The sequence below is a fragment of the Nostoc sp. FACHB-110 genome (genome assembly GCF_014697425.1).
Taxonomy (GTDB): domain Bacteria; phylum Cyanobacteriota; class Cyanobacteriia; order Cyanobacteriales; family Nostocaceae; genus Nostoc_B.
In genome coordinates, this window is sequence record NZ_JACJRU010000021.1 from 102,665 (window position 1) to 117,497 (window position 14,833).

A 14,833-nucleotide genomic window follows, 5' to 3' on the forward strand; every position below is an offset into this window, starting at 1 on the left:
TCGTTAATCTGCGCGCTGTTCTGTCAGAACTTGATAAGCGTAATTGAAATCATCTGTCGTAATCTTGATTTCCGCAGGATCTGTTAGACCTTGGGCGCGAAAACGCCGAATTGCTTCGATTGCTGCTTGATTGCAGAGTAAAGTTAAATCTGCACCATTCCAGTCTTTGGTCATCTCTGCCCAATAGTTTAAATCCACACCATCTAGAGGTCGGCCGTGACTGTGAACTTCGAGAATAGCCAAGCGACTAGCTAAATCGGGTAAATCTACCTTCATTTGTAAATCTAAACGTCCAGCGCGTAACAAAGCTGGGTCAAGGGCATCAGGTCGATTTGTCGCCCCAATAACTAAGATAGTGCTGCCTACTTCTATACCATCCAACTCAGTCAGCAATTGTCCCACGACGCGATCGCTCACTCCCGAATCACCATTGAAACTACCACGCGCTGGGGCTAAAGTATCAATTTCATCAATAAATACAACACAAGGCTCGGCCTGACGCGCCTTGGCAAATAACTCTCGTACCGCCTGTTCACTTGCGCCTACCCAACGACTGAGTAATTCTGGGCCATTCACACCAATAAAATTCGCTCTGGCTTGGGAAGCAACCGCTTTGGCTAATAAAGTCTTGCCTGTCCCTGGAGGCCCCCACAGTAAGATGCCTTTGGGTGCTAATGCTTTGGTTTGCAGATATAGTTCAGGATAGAGTAACGCTCCTTCTACTGATTCTTTGAGAGTCTGCTTAATGTTGTCCAAACCGCCAATATCTTCCCAAGCGATTTGAGGAACTTCTACTTCCACACTCCGTAGGACAGCAGGTTTGATTTCTTTGAGAGCTTGGAGAAAGTCTGCTTGGCTCACTGTCATATTCTCAGGAATTGCGCTATCAATCGAAGGCACTTGACGGCGCAAGGCAGTATAGGCCCCTTTTTGACAAAGAGCTTTTAAGTCTGCGCCAACAAACCCTACAGAACGTTCTGCGATCGCATCCAAATCCACGTTTTCCTCTAAAGGCATCGCCCGGGTGAGAATTTGCAGAATTTCTTTGCGTCCTTTCACATCTGGAACGCGAAACTGAACTTCGCGGTCAAAGCGACCAGGACGACGCAACGCCGGGTCTAAATGGTCAGGACGGTTAGTAGCCGCCAACACAATCACACCTTGACTTTGCGAAAAACCATCCATCAAGCTCAATAACTGGGCTACAAGGCGTTTTTCGACTTCGCCTTCTACCGCACTGCGGTCTGGGGCTAAACTATCAATTTCATCAATAAAGATGATACAAGGAGCATTCTTAGCAGCTTTCTCAAAAATACCCCGCAGTCTTTGTTCCGCTTCACCGTAGTATTTACTAATTACTTCCGGCCCGACTAAAGCAATGTAATTCACTCCTAGCTCTTCTGCTAAAGCGCGTGCCGTGAGAGTTTTCCCAGTCCCAGGCGGCCCAACTAACAATACACCCCGTGTCGGTTCTAGACCCAATTTAGCTAACAAGTCAGGACGTTTTAAGGGAATCGCAATCAGTTCTTTTAGCTCTTTGAGAACTTCACTCAATCCTCCTACATCTTTTAACGAATAATCAGAAAGGCCATGAGGCGGGACAACTTCTGAATCTCCATCATTACCACTATTCGGATTAGGAGCAGGTTGCGTCCGAATGCGGCTCGTACCAACATCATTACCCATATTATTCGGACGTGGGATACCGCCATGACGAGGGATATTACTCATCGGACGAGAGTTAATCTGGATGTCTGTTTTCAGTTCTCCCTTCTCGGCTTTTTCTTCTAACGCCTTGGCTAATTCAATTAATTGTTCAAATCCCTTGAAAAATTCACTCATATCATCACTCCAAAAATCTCGCAAATCCTACTTTTATTTGACTGGGTTCATCTTTTATTCGGAGTTAATTCCTCAACTGCAAATAAAAGATTTGCTGCCCCTTGAATGCGGGCTATAGGTTCTACAGAACGGGGTAAACCAGGTAGGCGAATCATAGTTTGTTCAGGAAATAAACTTTCATCAATTTTTACTTCTTGACTGTAGCGATTCTGCACTACATAACGCTGACTCACAGACATCTTTTTCAGGGATTCTGTTAAACGAATATGTTCAGCCACAATTGCCGCTTCAGCTTGAATTACCCCAATAAATTGAGTATGTTTGGGATTTTTTAATTTCTTTTGTGCTTGGACAACTTGTTGGCGTAAATGCCGTAATCTGCCAATAAAATCTACTCGACCCAAAACATCTTGATATTTGATCCACAACTTAAATATCCAAGATAACCAATCTCCTAAAGCTGTTGGCATTTCTAAAAAGCTGAGAAGATGACCAGTTGGTGCTGTATCTAAAATAATTAAATCTTGCTGGTTATTTTCGAGTAAATCCATCACCGTTACCAGAGATAACATTTCATCGATACCTGGTAAAGCTTGAGACATAATTTGTCGCCATGCTTCGGGAACATAAGCCACATTTACAGTTGTCTCTGTTTGCGAACCTTCGCCACTAATCATATCTGCTAATTCCCACAGATAATCGGCGCGGAATTGTTCTAAAACTCGATTGGCATCAATTTCTTGCCCACTCAAATTCGATGCTAAAGATATAGCTTCATGCCCTAATTCTTTGCCAAAAGCATCTCCTAAAGAGTGCGCCGGGTCTATAGAAATAACTCGAATATTTTTATCGGGATGTTGTTGAGCAGAAGCCCAAGCTACAGCAGCTGCTACTGTTGTTTTACCTACACCTCCTTTACCACCTACAATAATCAATTTACAATCTTCATTGATAAAATCACAAAAGCTAGGTAAAACTTTTGCAGGCCATTGAATAGTTGGTGGTGGTGCAAGTTCAACACTGACAATTTTTTGAATTTGAGATGCTAAAGCATCTAACGCCACTGCACCTAAAGGTTCTACTCTTTGTTGTGGGACAGTAAAAACAGGCTGATTCGGATTTAGTTTTAAGAATTTATCAAGTAAATTTTGTTGTTCAGCGTAACGGTCAGACTCTAACTCTGAGTTTAATAAAATGTGATTAATAAATAATCCCGCGTAAGGAACTTCTAGGGTTTCTAAACTATTTAAAAAGCGTTCAGTTTCAGCAAAACACATGGGTTCAGCAATTCCTACAACTAAACACCCAGTAAATTTTTCATCTTGCAGTAAGCGTCTACCTTCTGCTAACTGAGTTTTTAAGTCTACTAAAAAGTCATCAACTGAATCAGGTGTATAATTACCTGCAAAACTTTGGGTAATTACTCGGTGTTTTTCTTGAAACAATTCTAAAGAATTTAAAATAACATCTAAAAAATCTTTTAACCGTAACAAATTTAAGGTATGACCAGAAGGAGCCATATCTATAATTACCCGATCTACTTCTTTTTCAGCTAGCAGACGTTCAATTTCTAGCAATCCCATTAATTCATTTAAACCAGGCCAGTTTAAATCCCATACAGGTGCTAAATCGTCTCCATCAGCTAAACTGCCTCGTTCTACAAGTATTTCTAAGAAGTAACTATATTTGGCTTTAAATTCCAACAACAATTTTTGAGCATCTAAGGCTTGAACACTTAAATTAGGTAAATCTGCTTGTGGTAAAGCAATATCTTTCACTTCTGATTGCAAGACATCACCTAAAGAATGTGCGGGGTCTGTAGAAATTAACAGAATTTTTTCTTGAGGAAACCTTCTCGCCCAATAACGTGCAAAACTGCAAGAAATGGTGGTTTTACCAACCCCACCTTTGCCGCTAAACATAAGTAGATGCAATGAATCGTAATTGCTCATCATAAAATTAGGAATTATTTGTATGTAAGTTTGTTAGTAATAATTAAACAAAGTGATAAGGAGGTAGCGGTTCACCTAAAATAAATTGCCAATGTGGGCATTGTGCTTGCCAATTAACTACTTGTTGTTTCAGCAAAGCTTGTTCATGGTCATCGACTAAAATATGCAGGCGTACTTCTTCTGTATGCTGTTGAATAATGACATCTGATGGCAAAGCCACTGTAATTAAATTTATGAGATGAGTCTTTTCCTCATTTTGGGCATTAATAAAGCTTTTTTGATACTCATAATGTTGTTTTTTCGCCATAAAATAATCTCTGCCACTGGCCGCTACAGGCATTGCCATCTCGGCGATTTTTTGAGGAATGAGTTTTAAAGTGTATTCGTGCTTGCCTTGAATTTTATTGAGCTTTTGTTCATATTCTGGAGTATGAGTCTCGATATGATTGAGCAGTGCCGCTTGGGAATGAAAATAAGTACCAAAGCGTAATGGTAAAACTGTCATTTGATGAGATAGTTCACAAATTACTCGGTCATGATTTAATACCATTTTAATAATTTGCTCATCATTATTTTGGCTAGATTCTAAAGATATATCTAGTTCGACAACAGCCGAAATTTGATTGCCTTTGATTATCACTAAAGGGGCAAGATTACCCTTGGGTAAACTCACAGGAAAATTAAGATTTTTGCAAAAAGCGTAAGTATATAAGTTTGGCGATCGCATCATTTAACCCCAACCATAAAATAGAAAAATTTTAACTATCTATCAGCACAACCATCTTGGCATATAAATATAGAAAATGCTGATTTTGATGAAACTATTTACATTTTTAAAATCTTAGCTATAATGCTATCAATTATTCAGGTATATTCAATGAAGAAAATACGTAATCGCGGCATAATCAGACCTAAAATTACCACAATGCCTCGGAACAAATCAGAAGCTTCTAGCCAATTAGAACTTTATAAATTAGTCACAGAACGCCAAAGAATTAAGCAAGAATTAGCTTTTATCGAACAGAGAGCCATCTTACTCAAGCAAAGATTGGGTACACTCGAAAATCAGATCAGTAATACAGAAATTACCATCAAAAATTTACGTAATTCTGAGCCAAAATTCTCTCAATCAGTCATTCCCAAGATTATCTTTGAACCTTCGAGCAGTTACCAAACTTTTGAATTTGAATATTAAAATATTAACCCGCAAAAGCGGGTTTTTTCTTGTTTAATTCTAAAACTAAAGTTGATTGAACTTTTGATTTAAGAGAGCCATCGATTAAATCCACAGGCTTCAAATTATTAATCAAGGCTTAATTAAAAACCATCAAACTTCTGAGTGGTTGCTACCGATGCTCAGAAGTTTTTACTGCAATAAAAGTCACCTAATTATTACCGAATAACATTTAGGGCGATAAAACTAAATTTTGGTTATCTTCATATTCTTTACTACCCATAGGTCTATCTTGATAAATCTGTATTTCTTCAGATACGGGGATAAATGTAGCTTGTACAGCTAAATTTTCCTCTTCTTCTAACTCTGCATTTAAGCGATTTTCTTCTTCTAAAGCTTGAATTCTTAATAATAGTTCTTCTTCTTGCAGTTCAAATTCCTCTTCAGAAATCTCACCCATATCAAACTTTAATTGCAGGCTTAAAAGTTGTTTATGGAGATTTTCTTGAGCATCAAATTCAGTATTAGTACGCTCTTGAATTTGTTCTCCAATCCACATAAGTCCATTAATTGGCCCCATGACTGGTAATAGTAAAATTTTCCCAAGCATTTTATTGACTCCTATCAAGAAATTTGAGCAAAGGTATAAGGTGCAGTAAAATTGTTGTAGCGAATGCGTAAACGTTCACCAAATTTTTGGTCAATCGCTTCTACTAACTGGCTAAATATCGGTTCTTTATCCCAAGGGATTAAAAAAGCAGCATTGTAAATCATGTCTTCGGTCATGGGGTCACTTTCAACAACCTCATCTGCCAAAGGGTTTAATTCATTAAAAAAGGTTTGAATTACAGATGCTTTGCGGTCTGCTAAATTACTTTCAATTAATTGCCCAATATGAATTACTTCATCCATACTTAATGCTTTGCCTTCCATTTGGTCGCGCTGCTGTTTTAAGTCTTGATGAGCTTGCATCATTGCTTGTAATTCGGATTTAGTATCCCAAAAAATTTTCACGCTGACTTCTCTGCGACCATCCAATTTTTGGAATAACTCTCGTAACGGCTCTTTGTATGGTTGCAGCAGTTGTGTCACTACTGTTTCCCAATCTTTAACAACTAAGCCAAAACGTAAAGGTAATAAACTTCTATAACCAGCCTGCATGGCCTGTTCTAGTACTTTTTCATGATTAATTAAATTACGCCGAGAAGCCAAATATTTTTCTTGTTGGGCTTCTGAATATAAAAAATTAAATCCATCAATTAAGTGGCTAAAAACAGGTTGACCATCTAATCCTTGCAATTCCAAGGTTGCTGGAATTTCTTCAGGGAAAATACCGTATAGATAAAGACCAAAACTCATAATAATCAAGAATATGCGAACTAAGGGAATAAATAATTAATCTTAACTGTAGGCTTTTGACTTTTAATTATCTTCACTTTTTTTGGCAGTGTAAGTATTAGTAACAAAAAGTTATGGATAACTAACAAGGTTTTGCAGTTAAGACTAACCGCAACTTAGCATGGATGAGATTGAGTTGCGCTAGACCTAAATCTATTTCACCATCTACAACAACGCCTGTATTTAATAGACGGTCTAGCAGTTCTAGTATCGAAGGTTGATTCCCGACTTCACCCGGATAATAAGAGCCAGGTTTTGGCAAAAGAGTACCAATCTCGCCTAAATTGATATTCAACTGTGCAGGATCAACCTCAAAAATTTCACACAAGTTTAAAACTTGTTCTTCTAACTTTTGTAAACTTTCACTAGCTCTTTCTAATTCAGATTCGCTGAGACAGTCTTGTTCCATACGCCGAATTACTTGTGCTTCCATCAGCTGGCGAATTAGTTCCACAACAGTCAAAAATAAAGGGGCTAAACCTGCTTTGCTGTTAGTTTGAGAAGCGGTAGGTAGCAAATCAGGCGACTTTTCAATTGGAGTACAAACCATTGTCATGATGCTATCTACCTTTCCTAAATGTTACTAATTCGAGTCAATGATTTAGACGGAATATTTCTCAAAACTTACTCAGCTTCAACTTGAAACTCCTCTTCGATTTGACTATCTTCTTCAGCAATAGGGGTTAAATTTACCTCATCTTTCACATTTGCTGCAGTGAGTAAACGCAGCTGTGTTTCTAGACTATCTAAACGTTGCTGTAGTTGTTGATTTTCTTCAACTAAACGTTGAGATTTGCTACTGAGATATGGGTCATTTTCCCACCAATTGATACCCATTTCCCGGGCTTTATCAACTGAAGAAATTAGCAGACGAATTCGGATATGTAATAGTTCTGTCGAAGCAATAGATACAGAAATATCACCAGCAATCACAATTCCTTTATCTAAAACTCTTTCGAGAATATCCGCTAAGGTAGAGCCTTGTGTCGAAGTAGGAATTACTCGACTTGAGTTAGTTTGAGGACGTGTTGGGTGTATTGGGGTGGTAGTCACGATTGATGCGGCTCTTCAATTGTATATACACGGTTGTTCTTGCTCACTAAACCTTTTTGCTCTAAAGCATCTAGAGCATTCATAGTTACAGTGCGGTTGATGTCGAATTCTTTTTGAATTAAAGCTAATGCTACGCTTTTATGTTGCTGTAAGTAGTTATAAATTTCTTTCTCAAAGGCAACAAAATGATCTTCACCTGGCTGTTGTGCAACTCCAGAAGAATCTTCTGCATCAAAATTAGAATCGATGATAGTAGGAAAACCGCTTTCGGCGATCGCATCTGTATTTTCATCTGCTGCTGTGATACCATTATCCGATTCCTCTATTGCCTGTACGTGCAAGTGGTTGAGTAATTCTAGAAAAATCGTTGTCGCTTCGCTAGCAGACCAATTTGTGCGGTTAAACAGCACATCTGCACAAATTTCGCGGAAATCAGTATTTTCTGGCAATACCAAAATATTATGTTCCGCACAGACTTTTGCAATCATCAAACAAGAGCGTAAACCAGAGGTCTTTTCCCCGCCTGTACCCAAACGGAAAGCTTTCACTAACCGGACAATCAATTGAGCATCGGCTCTATTAATACCAGTTTTTTGAGCCAATATCTCGATTTGAGTTTGCTCATCTGGCTCTGGCATATTAATAGTTACCAACCGATCCATTAAAGCATCTTGCGTTGAATGAACTCCACAATACTCTTCTGGATTGGAAGTGAAAATAGCCCGAAATTGAGGATTAACGTGCAGGTATTCTGGCTGATTACTGCTAGGAGGAAGGGTGAGAATTTTTTCTTCTAAAGCTGAAAGTAACACGTTATTGACTTCTGGTCGGGAACGGTTAAATTCGTCATAGACCAAAGTTAGTCCTTCTCGACAAGCTAGAGTCAGCCTAGAATCAACCCAATTTTGTTTGAGTTCGTCTTCAACCTTCAGAACGTTATGAATGTAATTGTCTAGTAATTTTTTATGGGTGTAACCAGATTCGCTACCAATCAAATCAGAACTTTTAAATTCATCATCTCCAAAAACCAACATGATTGGTCTATCTAGACAGTTAGCTAAATGCATAGCTAAGGTTGTTTTCCCTGTACCAGCAGGGCCGCGTAAGTGAATAGCAAACCCTGATGTCAGATAACGTAACGCCCGAATTGCTACTCGCTCAATTGCAGGTGTAATGACAAATTGTCCAGGACGGACACGCAGCACAGCTCTTTTCTTGTTATTTGTAGCGATAGCCATAGATTATGAGGATGAAAAATAGTTGGGAAAGTAAAAATTTAGATTTTTAGATTGCCAATTGCAATTTAGTATGCTAACTTAGTAAAACTATCAAATAAAAAGTTAATTCTTATTTGTCATAAATCACAAATTAAGGGAACACTTTAAAGTTTGATAGCGTCTAGAAAATAAGTTAATCAATAACATCTAAAAATATCTAAAGTTTTACATTAAAACTCATTGTTGATTTCGCCCCCTTTTCTCATCAGTTGTTTAACTGTAAGATTAGGGGGTTTTACTTTTGAGTGGACTTTGCCAATCAATGGCTAATTCTCTAAAATACTATTTACAGATAGACAGCAGAGAGCAGAAAAAGTTTATCTGTAAAAGATGTACCAAAACAGAATTCGCTTTTTAGGCAGAAGTACCGACTATGATTAAAATTTGCCAAAAATACTAGCAAACAAATCCTGACGGAATTGATGCAGATATTGTCTTTGTGCTTCGGCTTTCTCAGCTCTATCTTTAGCTGTTTCGGCTAAAAACTCTTGGGTTGTTTGCTCAAGTTCTTGGTAGAAATTACGTAAAAACTGAGCTTGTGCTTTAGCTTGAGCAGCTCTTTTTTTAGTAGTTTCTTTGAGAAACTTGTGGGTAGTTGTTTCCAAGTCGTAATGGAACTGATGTAGCTGTTGCGCCTGTTTTTTGGCTTCTTCTTGTCTATGTGCTTTTGTAGCTGACAAGAATTCTTGAGTCTCTCTAAATAGTTGAGTTACTTCCTCAGCTATCGACCGACGCTCTTGCCGGATTTTTTCCATTAAAGCCGTCATGAGGTTCTCCGTAATGTGATTACAACCGTCAAGAAACTACATTTACCTAGAAATTACATCTGGTAAATGTAGCTCAAAAAAGACCTAGAATTTTTAACTGATGACTCAGTATCTCAATCATTAACAAATAATGGCACACAAATCAGAATTACTTAACTTAATTAGTAATTCTGATTTTATTACCGCCTATTTAATAATTAAGCAGGTACAGCAGCTGATTGTGTTAGACCAACAGCTTCTGCATATTTCAGGTAGGTTTCAACGGAAGCAATGACGATGCGAGCTTCAATTGCTAGTAATTCAATACCAACTAAAGAAACACGTACCCAAGCATCTACAACGATACCTTTATCTAGGATACGGTCAATAACTTCTGCCAAGCTTGAAGAAGAGTTAGTTTTTTCAACTGCCATGATTTTGCACCTTAATTTAGTGGATTGAACATTTACTGATTGGAAGAATAATGCCGTAATTACTAATAGCGAATTACGACAATATATAAGCTAGACAATGATTAAGCAGGTACAGCTGCTGATTGGGTTAGACCAACAGCTTCTGCATATTTCAAGTAGGTTTCAACAGAAGCAATCACGATGCGAGCTTCAATCGCTAATAGTTCAATACCAACTAAAGAAACACGTACCCAAGCATCTACAACGATACCTTTGTCTAGGATACGGTCAATAACTTCTGCCAAGCTTGAAGAAGAATTAGTTTTTTCGACTGCCATGATTTTAGACCTTTACTCATTGTTGATTATTTAGTATTAAGCTTTGCTCTAGGCATCGCTCGCTACTGAATAAATATTAAACATACATTTTCTAGATGTAAATAGTCGATCAGCATTAAGTAATGTAAAAAGCAACGTTTCTGAACAATAGATGAGAGTTTTAATGTTGAATCTATGTTGGCTTTTGCTATTACTGAAATAAAAATGTAAGTTTTTAACTATTATGTTGTTTGTTTTGTATGTTTTGATGTAAATTTTCAAAGAAATTCAATCTTTACATTTTTTTTACATCGAAATGTAATTTTCTAATTCCATTTCGTGAAAAAAGACTTTTATCAGTAAAAACCCAGAGATTTTTTGTAAATTCGCTGATTAAAATACGTGAGATTACGGCTACTAATTTCTTGAGTAAATAACATAGGATATTTTCAACAATTAACTTGAGGCAAAATTATGTCTACAGAAAGTAGTACAGATCCCGTAAGGCGAGAAGCCTTAGAGGGACTAATTGCTCATTTCATTAGTCAAGGGCATAAACCTGAATATGCACAGGTGATGGCAACTTCCATTATTTTTCAAACAGACTTAGATTTAAGAAATGCCCAAATTGCCAGTCTTTTAGGCTGGTTGAAACAGGAACATGAAAATATCTATCCTGCTTGTTTATCTATAGTGGAAAAAACTCGTGAGGAATTTGAAAATCGAGTCCAAGCAGGTTAAACCCAAGAGCATTTCTGGCAATGAGTTTGCACTCATATTATTATGTCCGGTGAAAGGCTGATTGATCATTCAGGCAGCAAGCAGAGAGCAAAGGAAGAAAAATCAAGGGTTGGGGGAAGGGTGTAAGAGCTTACGGGGGTGTATGTATCTAAAACTCTTACACCCGACACCGAATGCCAATAAGTTAAGCGTAAACCCTTGATATGGTTGGCTTGTGGGGTGTGGGGTGTGGGGAATTAAGAAGATGTGAACTCCCTTAGGCAATTAAAATTTAATTATCTTCAGCACTACACCCACTCAGCCACCCCCAACACCCTACCCAGCAAATTCAGTGATTAACAGCTTATTTAGTTGCTCTGCTACTGTTGGCGGTATGTTAGTAAAGCAAATATAATAACTGTTTGGTTGTGTTGTTTTGTCTAAGACTTTAGCATAGATATCTTCAGTAATTGTGGCATTGGGCGGCATAAAAAAGTTTAATTTTAAATTGGTAAACGGCGGCAAAATTACTGGATGTATTGTTGAATCATAGTATATTTGTCCTCCTTTAGCTGATAACTTAACTAAGTTACCCGTTCTGAGGATGGTCTCTACATCTTTACCATCCAAAACTGCATACTGTAGGGGAATTGCTATTGGGAGTTGCCAAAATATTTCGTCTTCTTGAGCTAGATATAAATTGTATTCTCCAGCAATACCCCCAATTTCATATATTTTAATGGGTTGGGTGATTCCTTTGGCTTGTACTTCTTTAACTCCCATAACTTTGACAATAGAACCAGCTTCGTTAACAGTTGATTCAGAAACAAAAATTTGTCCACCGATTGTATAAGATTCAATTCGATAAGTTAAATTTACTTGACTACCAATAATTCCATATTTGGTGCGTTTTTCTGAGCCAATATTCCCTACTACTACTTCGGCTGTATTAATACCGATGCCCATTTCTAGTTTTGCTAATCCCATTTGCTGGATTTTTTCATTGACATCTGCCATTGCTAACTGCATGGCCACTGCACAAGCAATTGCTCTATTAGCATCATCTTTTCTCGTAATTGGCGCACCAAATAAAACTAAAATGCCATCACCCATAAATTCATCAATGGTTCCTTGATATTGAGTGATGATATCTGCCATATAACCTAAATAAAGGTTAATAATTTTAATCACTTCTTCTGCCGATAATCTCTCAGAAGCTGCGGTAAACCCTCTTAAGTCAGAAGTGAGAATGGTAATTTTCTTACGTTCTCCACCAAGTTTTAAACCTTCAGGATTTTCTAATAAATTGGCGACAACATCATCGTTAAGATAGCGACCAAAGGTTTTGCGAATAGCTCCCGCAGTTCTAGCTACATAAGCGGTGACGGCAATTCCTGAACCAATTAATGTCATTAATGATGGAACGATGGGCATCCATAAACCTGTCAAAAAAGCTAAATAACTAATGCCAACAAGACTAAATCCAGCCAATAATAAACTAATAATAGGTAATAGAGATTTACGTTTAGATATGCCACTATATCTTTGTTGCCAACTTAAGCTAGCACCAATCAATGCCCACAAAGAAATCCATAACCATTCTTGTGGTTTATTCCATGTTGTGATTAATGGTCTTTTATCTAAAGTTGCACTTAAAATTTGACTGATAGCATGACCATGAATTGCTATGCCTGCCATGCGTTTTGGCGCTGTTAATATTGTGCTGCTATAAGGAGTGTAAAATAAGTCTTTGAGGCTTTCAGATGTTGGGCCAATTAAAACAATACGTCCCTTGAGTAAATTTTTAGGGATGCGATTTTCTAAGACATCGTTAATTGATATATATTGAAAGCTGCGCTGGGCATGACGATAATTTATCAGTACCTGATAACCTTGGTCTTCGGCTTTAATATAACCGCCATCATTGCCTTTAAATAATGGGTAAATAACATTACCTGTTTTTACTAACAAATCATCTGTTTGCCCGACTTCTATATGGCGATCGCTCAAATAAAGATAAGCTAATTTAAAGGCAAAACTAAAAACATTATCGCCATTTTTATCGGCTAAATACAGCAAATTCCGCCGAACTTTCCCATCCCCATCTAAAGGAAAATCATTTGCACCTACTTGTCCTAATTTTTTGAGTGATGGTGGTGGTGCAACGGCTGAACTATCATCACTTTCAGCAACTTTCTGCACACCAACTAAATTAGGCGTAGATGCAAATACTTTAACTAAGGAATCATGGCCAGAACCCACTGGTAAATCTCGATATAAATCTAAACCGATCGCACTGGGTTTTTGTTGTTTGATATTATCTAAAATCTTCGCTAGTAAGCTATCTGGTAATGGCCAGTTACCCCGCTTACCGAGTTTCTGTACATCTGCTTCATTAATTTCCACAATCACAATCCGCGAGTCTATAGCTTCTGGAGGACTTAACAGAAACATTTGATCTAGTGCGGCTAATTCCAACATCTGCAATAGTCCACTGGAGCGCAGAATCAAGACAAATATGCATACACTAGGAGCCGTAATGAAGATACCGCGCCATTGCCAAAGTTGTTTTTTAATCTGACTCCACATGAAATTATCGCAATCCTATTTGATTTATAAATTACTTAAGGAGGCAGGGAGTAGGGAGTAGGGAGTGAATCAGACGAGTTTCACAGCTTACGTTGGGAGTTGGCTTGTGGAGCTTGGGTATTTTCTGTAGAGTTATTAATTAAAGGTTGGGAAACTAAGTTGTTTAAGCCGACTGAATCTAGAAATGCTCGCCAATTAACTATAACTGTGCGATCGCTTGGATTAGTCAGCCGTTGTTGGACTAAAATTTGTAAAGCTTCATGCCAAATACCAGCGCTTGCATACACTTGCGAAAGTTGCTTGGGATTTGTACTGGCTAATTGCTTTGATAATGCTGGTGTGGTTTGGATGCGTTCTACCCAACCATCGATAGTAGTTTGTTTTCCTGTATCTTCTAGACTACAAGCGATCGCAAAATACCAATGATACTGCTCACCCACTTTTAAGCTAGGTGCGTTGCTTGGGAGCGTAAAACCCATAATTCCCGGTTTGTCCGGCAATTTTACAGTTGTTGAGTAGACTATATCGTCCCCATCTAATAGAGAAAATTCTCCCGTTTGGATGCTATTTGGTGAGACAAACCAATAAAAACTCGGACGTTCAGCTAAAGTTAACCCTAATTTATTTTGCGGTATTAACGGCTGTAAATTCTTTTTACTGGCTAAACAAGCACCACCACGAGTTCCCCCACCCGCCGTAGTTCGCGGTGCTTGGCGATTTGGCGGGGTAAATTTTTGACTAATTTGCCAGTTTTGCAATCTTCGCGGTACTTGAGAGAACCCTTTGGGCAAACTAGCAGTGATTGATAAACTAACAGAAAGAGTAAATACTATTAGATGTCTAAATTTTGTGCCTAATTTCATATTAAGTTAGGTTAATTTTTCATCCTGGAAAAACAACAATGAACTTTGCTCATGCCAAAGTGTGACAGCAGAATTCAAGAGTCAGGAGCCAAAATTCAGGGGGATAATAGTATCTATACCCATCTTTGAGGATTAAATTGTGTACTTCACTTAGGTGAAATATGCTGCATTGAGTTAAATTAATTACCCATAATAAAGCTAATGTTGGGTTTTCGTCCAACATATTCTGAACTATCAATCTGGCTTGATTTGGGAATTTATACCATTTCACCAAAATCCTGATACAAATACATTGGTTTTTAATTCTTTCTCCCTGCCCCCCTGCGACCCATTTGTATCAAACTTAAAGTAGTCAGGGAGTAGGACAGAAGCCTTTTGTGGGCAATACCGTTGCCAAAAAAAGAGTATGAAGAGGTAGGGCTGTCGTAGTAGAGTTATTGTCTTCCCAAACGACAACTCAAAAACTACGATTTAGCCCATGCCCGACAT

Annotated in this window: 15 protein-coding genes; 2 read left to right on the plus strand and 13 right to left on the minus strand. The window is 38.0% G+C overall.

Features of this window, described 5'->3' with window-relative positions; translation table 11 throughout:
- Window positions 1-3: 3 nt before the first annotated feature.
- The 3 genes from H6G69_RS19340 to H6G69_RS19350 form a co-directional block, all read right to left on the minus strand.
- The gene (locus H6G69_RS19340; protein ID WP_190690768.1) at window positions 4-1,842 is read right to left on the minus strand and encodes an AAA family ATPase; all 1,839 of its coding nucleotides are present in this window, start codon (window positions 1,840-1,842) and stop codon (window positions 4-6) included.
- Between the two features lie 47 nt (window positions 1,843-1,889).
- Entirely contained in the window at window positions 1,890-3,764 is a 1,875-nt protein-coding gene (locus H6G69_RS19345; protein WP_190690769.1) for an ArsA family ATPase, read from the minus strand.
- A 73-nt stretch (window positions 3,765-3,837) separates the two neighbouring features.
- Complete coding sequence (locus H6G69_RS19350) at window positions 3,838-4,524, minus strand: GvpL/GvpF family gas vesicle protein (RefSeq protein ID WP_313951482.1); 687 nt, start codon at window positions 4,522-4,524, stop codon at window positions 3,838-3,840.
- Window positions 4,525-4,671: 147 nt separating this feature from the next.
- Between H6G69_RS19350 and H6G69_RS19355 the strand changes: the two genes are divergently transcribed.
- Window positions 4,672-4,989 carry a gas vesicle protein gene (locus H6G69_RS19355; RefSeq protein ID WP_242072115.1) on the plus strand — a complete coding sequence of 106 codons (318 nt, stop codon included), beginning with the start codon at window positions 4,672-4,674 and terminating at the stop codon, window positions 4,987-4,989.
- A gap of 211 nt (window positions 4,990-5,200) precedes the next feature.
- Here the strand turns inward: H6G69_RS19355 and H6G69_RS19360 are convergent, their stop codons facing one another.
- The 8 genes from H6G69_RS19360 to gvpA (H6G69_RS19395) form a co-directional block, all read right to left on the minus strand.
- Complete coding sequence (locus tag H6G69_RS19360; protein WP_190690771.1) at window positions 5,201-5,578, minus strand: gas vesicle protein GvpG; 378 nt, start codon at window positions 5,576-5,578, stop codon at window positions 5,201-5,203.
- Window positions 5,579-5,592: 14 nt separating this feature from the next.
- On the minus strand, window positions 5,593-6,327 hold the full coding sequence (locus H6G69_RS19365) for a GvpL/GvpF family gas vesicle protein (protein WP_190690772.1): 735 nt from the start codon (window positions 6,325-6,327) through the stop codon (window positions 5,593-5,595).
- Between the two features lie 121 nt (window positions 6,328-6,448).
- Complete coding sequence (locus tag H6G69_RS19370) at window positions 6,449-6,916, minus strand: gas vesicle protein K (RefSeq protein ID WP_190690782.1); 468 nt, start codon at window positions 6,914-6,916, stop codon at window positions 6,449-6,451.
- 74 nt (window positions 6,917-6,990) lie between these two features.
- A complete protein-coding gene (locus tag H6G69_RS19375; protein ID WP_190690773.1) occupies window positions 6,991-7,419 on the minus strand; it encodes a gas vesicle protein in 429 nt (142 codons plus the stop codon).
- Entirely contained in the window at window positions 7,416-8,657 is a 1,242-nt protein-coding gene (gvpN, locus tag H6G69_RS19380; RefSeq protein WP_190690774.1) for a gas vesicle protein GvpN, read from the minus strand. Before gvpN ends, H6G69_RS19375 begins: the two co-directional genes overlap by 4 nt.
- Before the next feature lie 416 nt (window positions 8,658-9,073).
- Complete coding sequence (gene gvpC / locus H6G69_RS19385; RefSeq protein ID WP_190690775.1) at window positions 9,074-9,463, minus strand: gas vesicle protein GvpC; 390 nt, start codon at window positions 9,461-9,463, stop codon at window positions 9,074-9,076.
- 197 nt (window positions 9,464-9,660) lie between these two features.
- Window positions 9,661-9,876 (minus strand): gas vesicle structural protein GvpA, encoded by a 216-nt coding sequence (gene gvpA / locus H6G69_RS19390; RefSeq protein WP_045871251.1) that lies wholly within the window; start codon window positions 9,874-9,876, stop codon window positions 9,661-9,663.
- A gap of 101 nt (window positions 9,877-9,977) precedes the next feature.
- Window positions 9,978-10,193 carry a gas vesicle structural protein GvpA gene (gene gvpA, locus H6G69_RS19395; RefSeq protein ID WP_045871251.1) on the minus strand — a complete coding sequence of 72 codons (216 nt, stop codon included), beginning with the start codon at window positions 10,191-10,193 and terminating at the stop codon, window positions 9,978-9,980.
- Between the two features lie 453 nt (window positions 10,194-10,646).
- Between gvpA (H6G69_RS19395) and H6G69_RS19400 the strand changes: the two genes are divergently transcribed.
- The gene (locus tag H6G69_RS19400) at window positions 10,647-10,913 is read left to right on the plus strand and encodes a hypothetical protein (RefSeq protein WP_190690776.1); all 267 of its coding nucleotides are present in this window, start codon (window positions 10,647-10,649) and stop codon (window positions 10,911-10,913) included.
- Between the two features lie 315 nt (window positions 10,914-11,228).
- Here H6G69_RS19400 and H6G69_RS19405 read toward each other — a convergent pair whose 3' ends face one another.
- Window positions 11,229-13,481: a CHASE2 domain-containing protein gene (locus H6G69_RS19405; RefSeq protein ID WP_190690777.1), complete on the minus strand. Its 2,253-nt coding sequence runs from the start codon at window positions 13,479-13,481 to the stop codon at window positions 11,229-11,231.
- An 80-nt stretch (window positions 13,482-13,561) separates the two neighbouring features.
- Window positions 13,562-14,344: a DUF928 domain-containing protein gene (locus tag H6G69_RS19410; RefSeq protein ID WP_190690778.1), complete on the minus strand. Its 783-nt coding sequence runs from the start codon at window positions 14,342-14,344 to the stop codon at window positions 13,562-13,564.
- Window positions 14,345-14,833 lie beyond the last annotated feature (489 nt).

Coding starts and splice junctions, on each gene's coding strand:
- H6G69_RS19405 (WP_190690777.1), bottom strand. CDS start 13,481: ATGTGGAGTCAGATTAAAAAACAACTTTGGCAATGGCGCGGTATCTTC.
- H6G69_RS19365 (WP_190690772.1), bottom strand. CDS start 6,327: ATGAGTTTTGGTCTTTATCTATACGGTATTTTCCCTGAAGAAATTCCA.
- gvpA (WP_045871251.1), bottom strand. CDS start 9,876: ATGGCAGTTGAAAAAACTAACTCTTCTTCAAGCTTGGCAGAAGTTATT.
- H6G69_RS19345 (WP_190690769.1), bottom strand. CDS start 3,764: ATGTTTAGCGGCAAAGGTGGGGTTGGTAAAACCACCATTTCTTGCAGT.
- H6G69_RS19360 (WP_190690771.1), bottom strand. CDS start 5,578: ATGCTTGGGAAAATTTTACTATTACCAGTCATGGGGCCAATTAATGGA.
- gvpC (WP_190690775.1), bottom strand. CDS start 9,463: ATGACGGCTTTAATGGAAAAAATCCGGCAAGAGCGTCGGTCGATAGCT.
- gvpA (WP_045871251.1), bottom strand. CDS start 10,193: ATGGCAGTCGAAAAAACTAATTCTTCTTCAAGCTTGGCAGAAGTTATT.
- H6G69_RS19410 (WP_190690778.1), bottom strand. CDS start 14,344: ATGAAATTAGGCACAAAATTTAGACATCTAATAGTATTTACTCTTTCT.
- H6G69_RS19340 (WP_190690768.1), bottom strand. CDS start 1,842: ATGAGTGAATTTTTCAAGGGATTTGAACAATTAATTGAATTAGCCAAG.
- H6G69_RS19370 (WP_190690782.1), bottom strand. CDS start 6,916: ATGGTTTGTACTCCAATTGAAAAGTCGCCTGATTTGCTACCTACCGCT.
- H6G69_RS19400 (WP_190690776.1), top strand. CDS start 10,647: ATGTCTACAGAAAGTAGTACAGATCCCGTAAGGCGAGAAGCCTTAGAG.
- H6G69_RS19355 (WP_242072115.1), top strand. CDS start 4,672: ATGAAGAAAATACGTAATCGCGGCATAATCAGACCTAAAATTACCACA.
- H6G69_RS19350 (WP_313951482.1), bottom strand. CDS start 4,524: ATGATGCGATCGCCAAACTTATATACTTACGCTTTTTGCAAAAATCTT.
- gvpN (WP_190690774.1), bottom strand. CDS start 8,657: ATGGCTATCGCTACAAATAACAAGAAAAGAGCTGTGCTGCGTGTCCGT.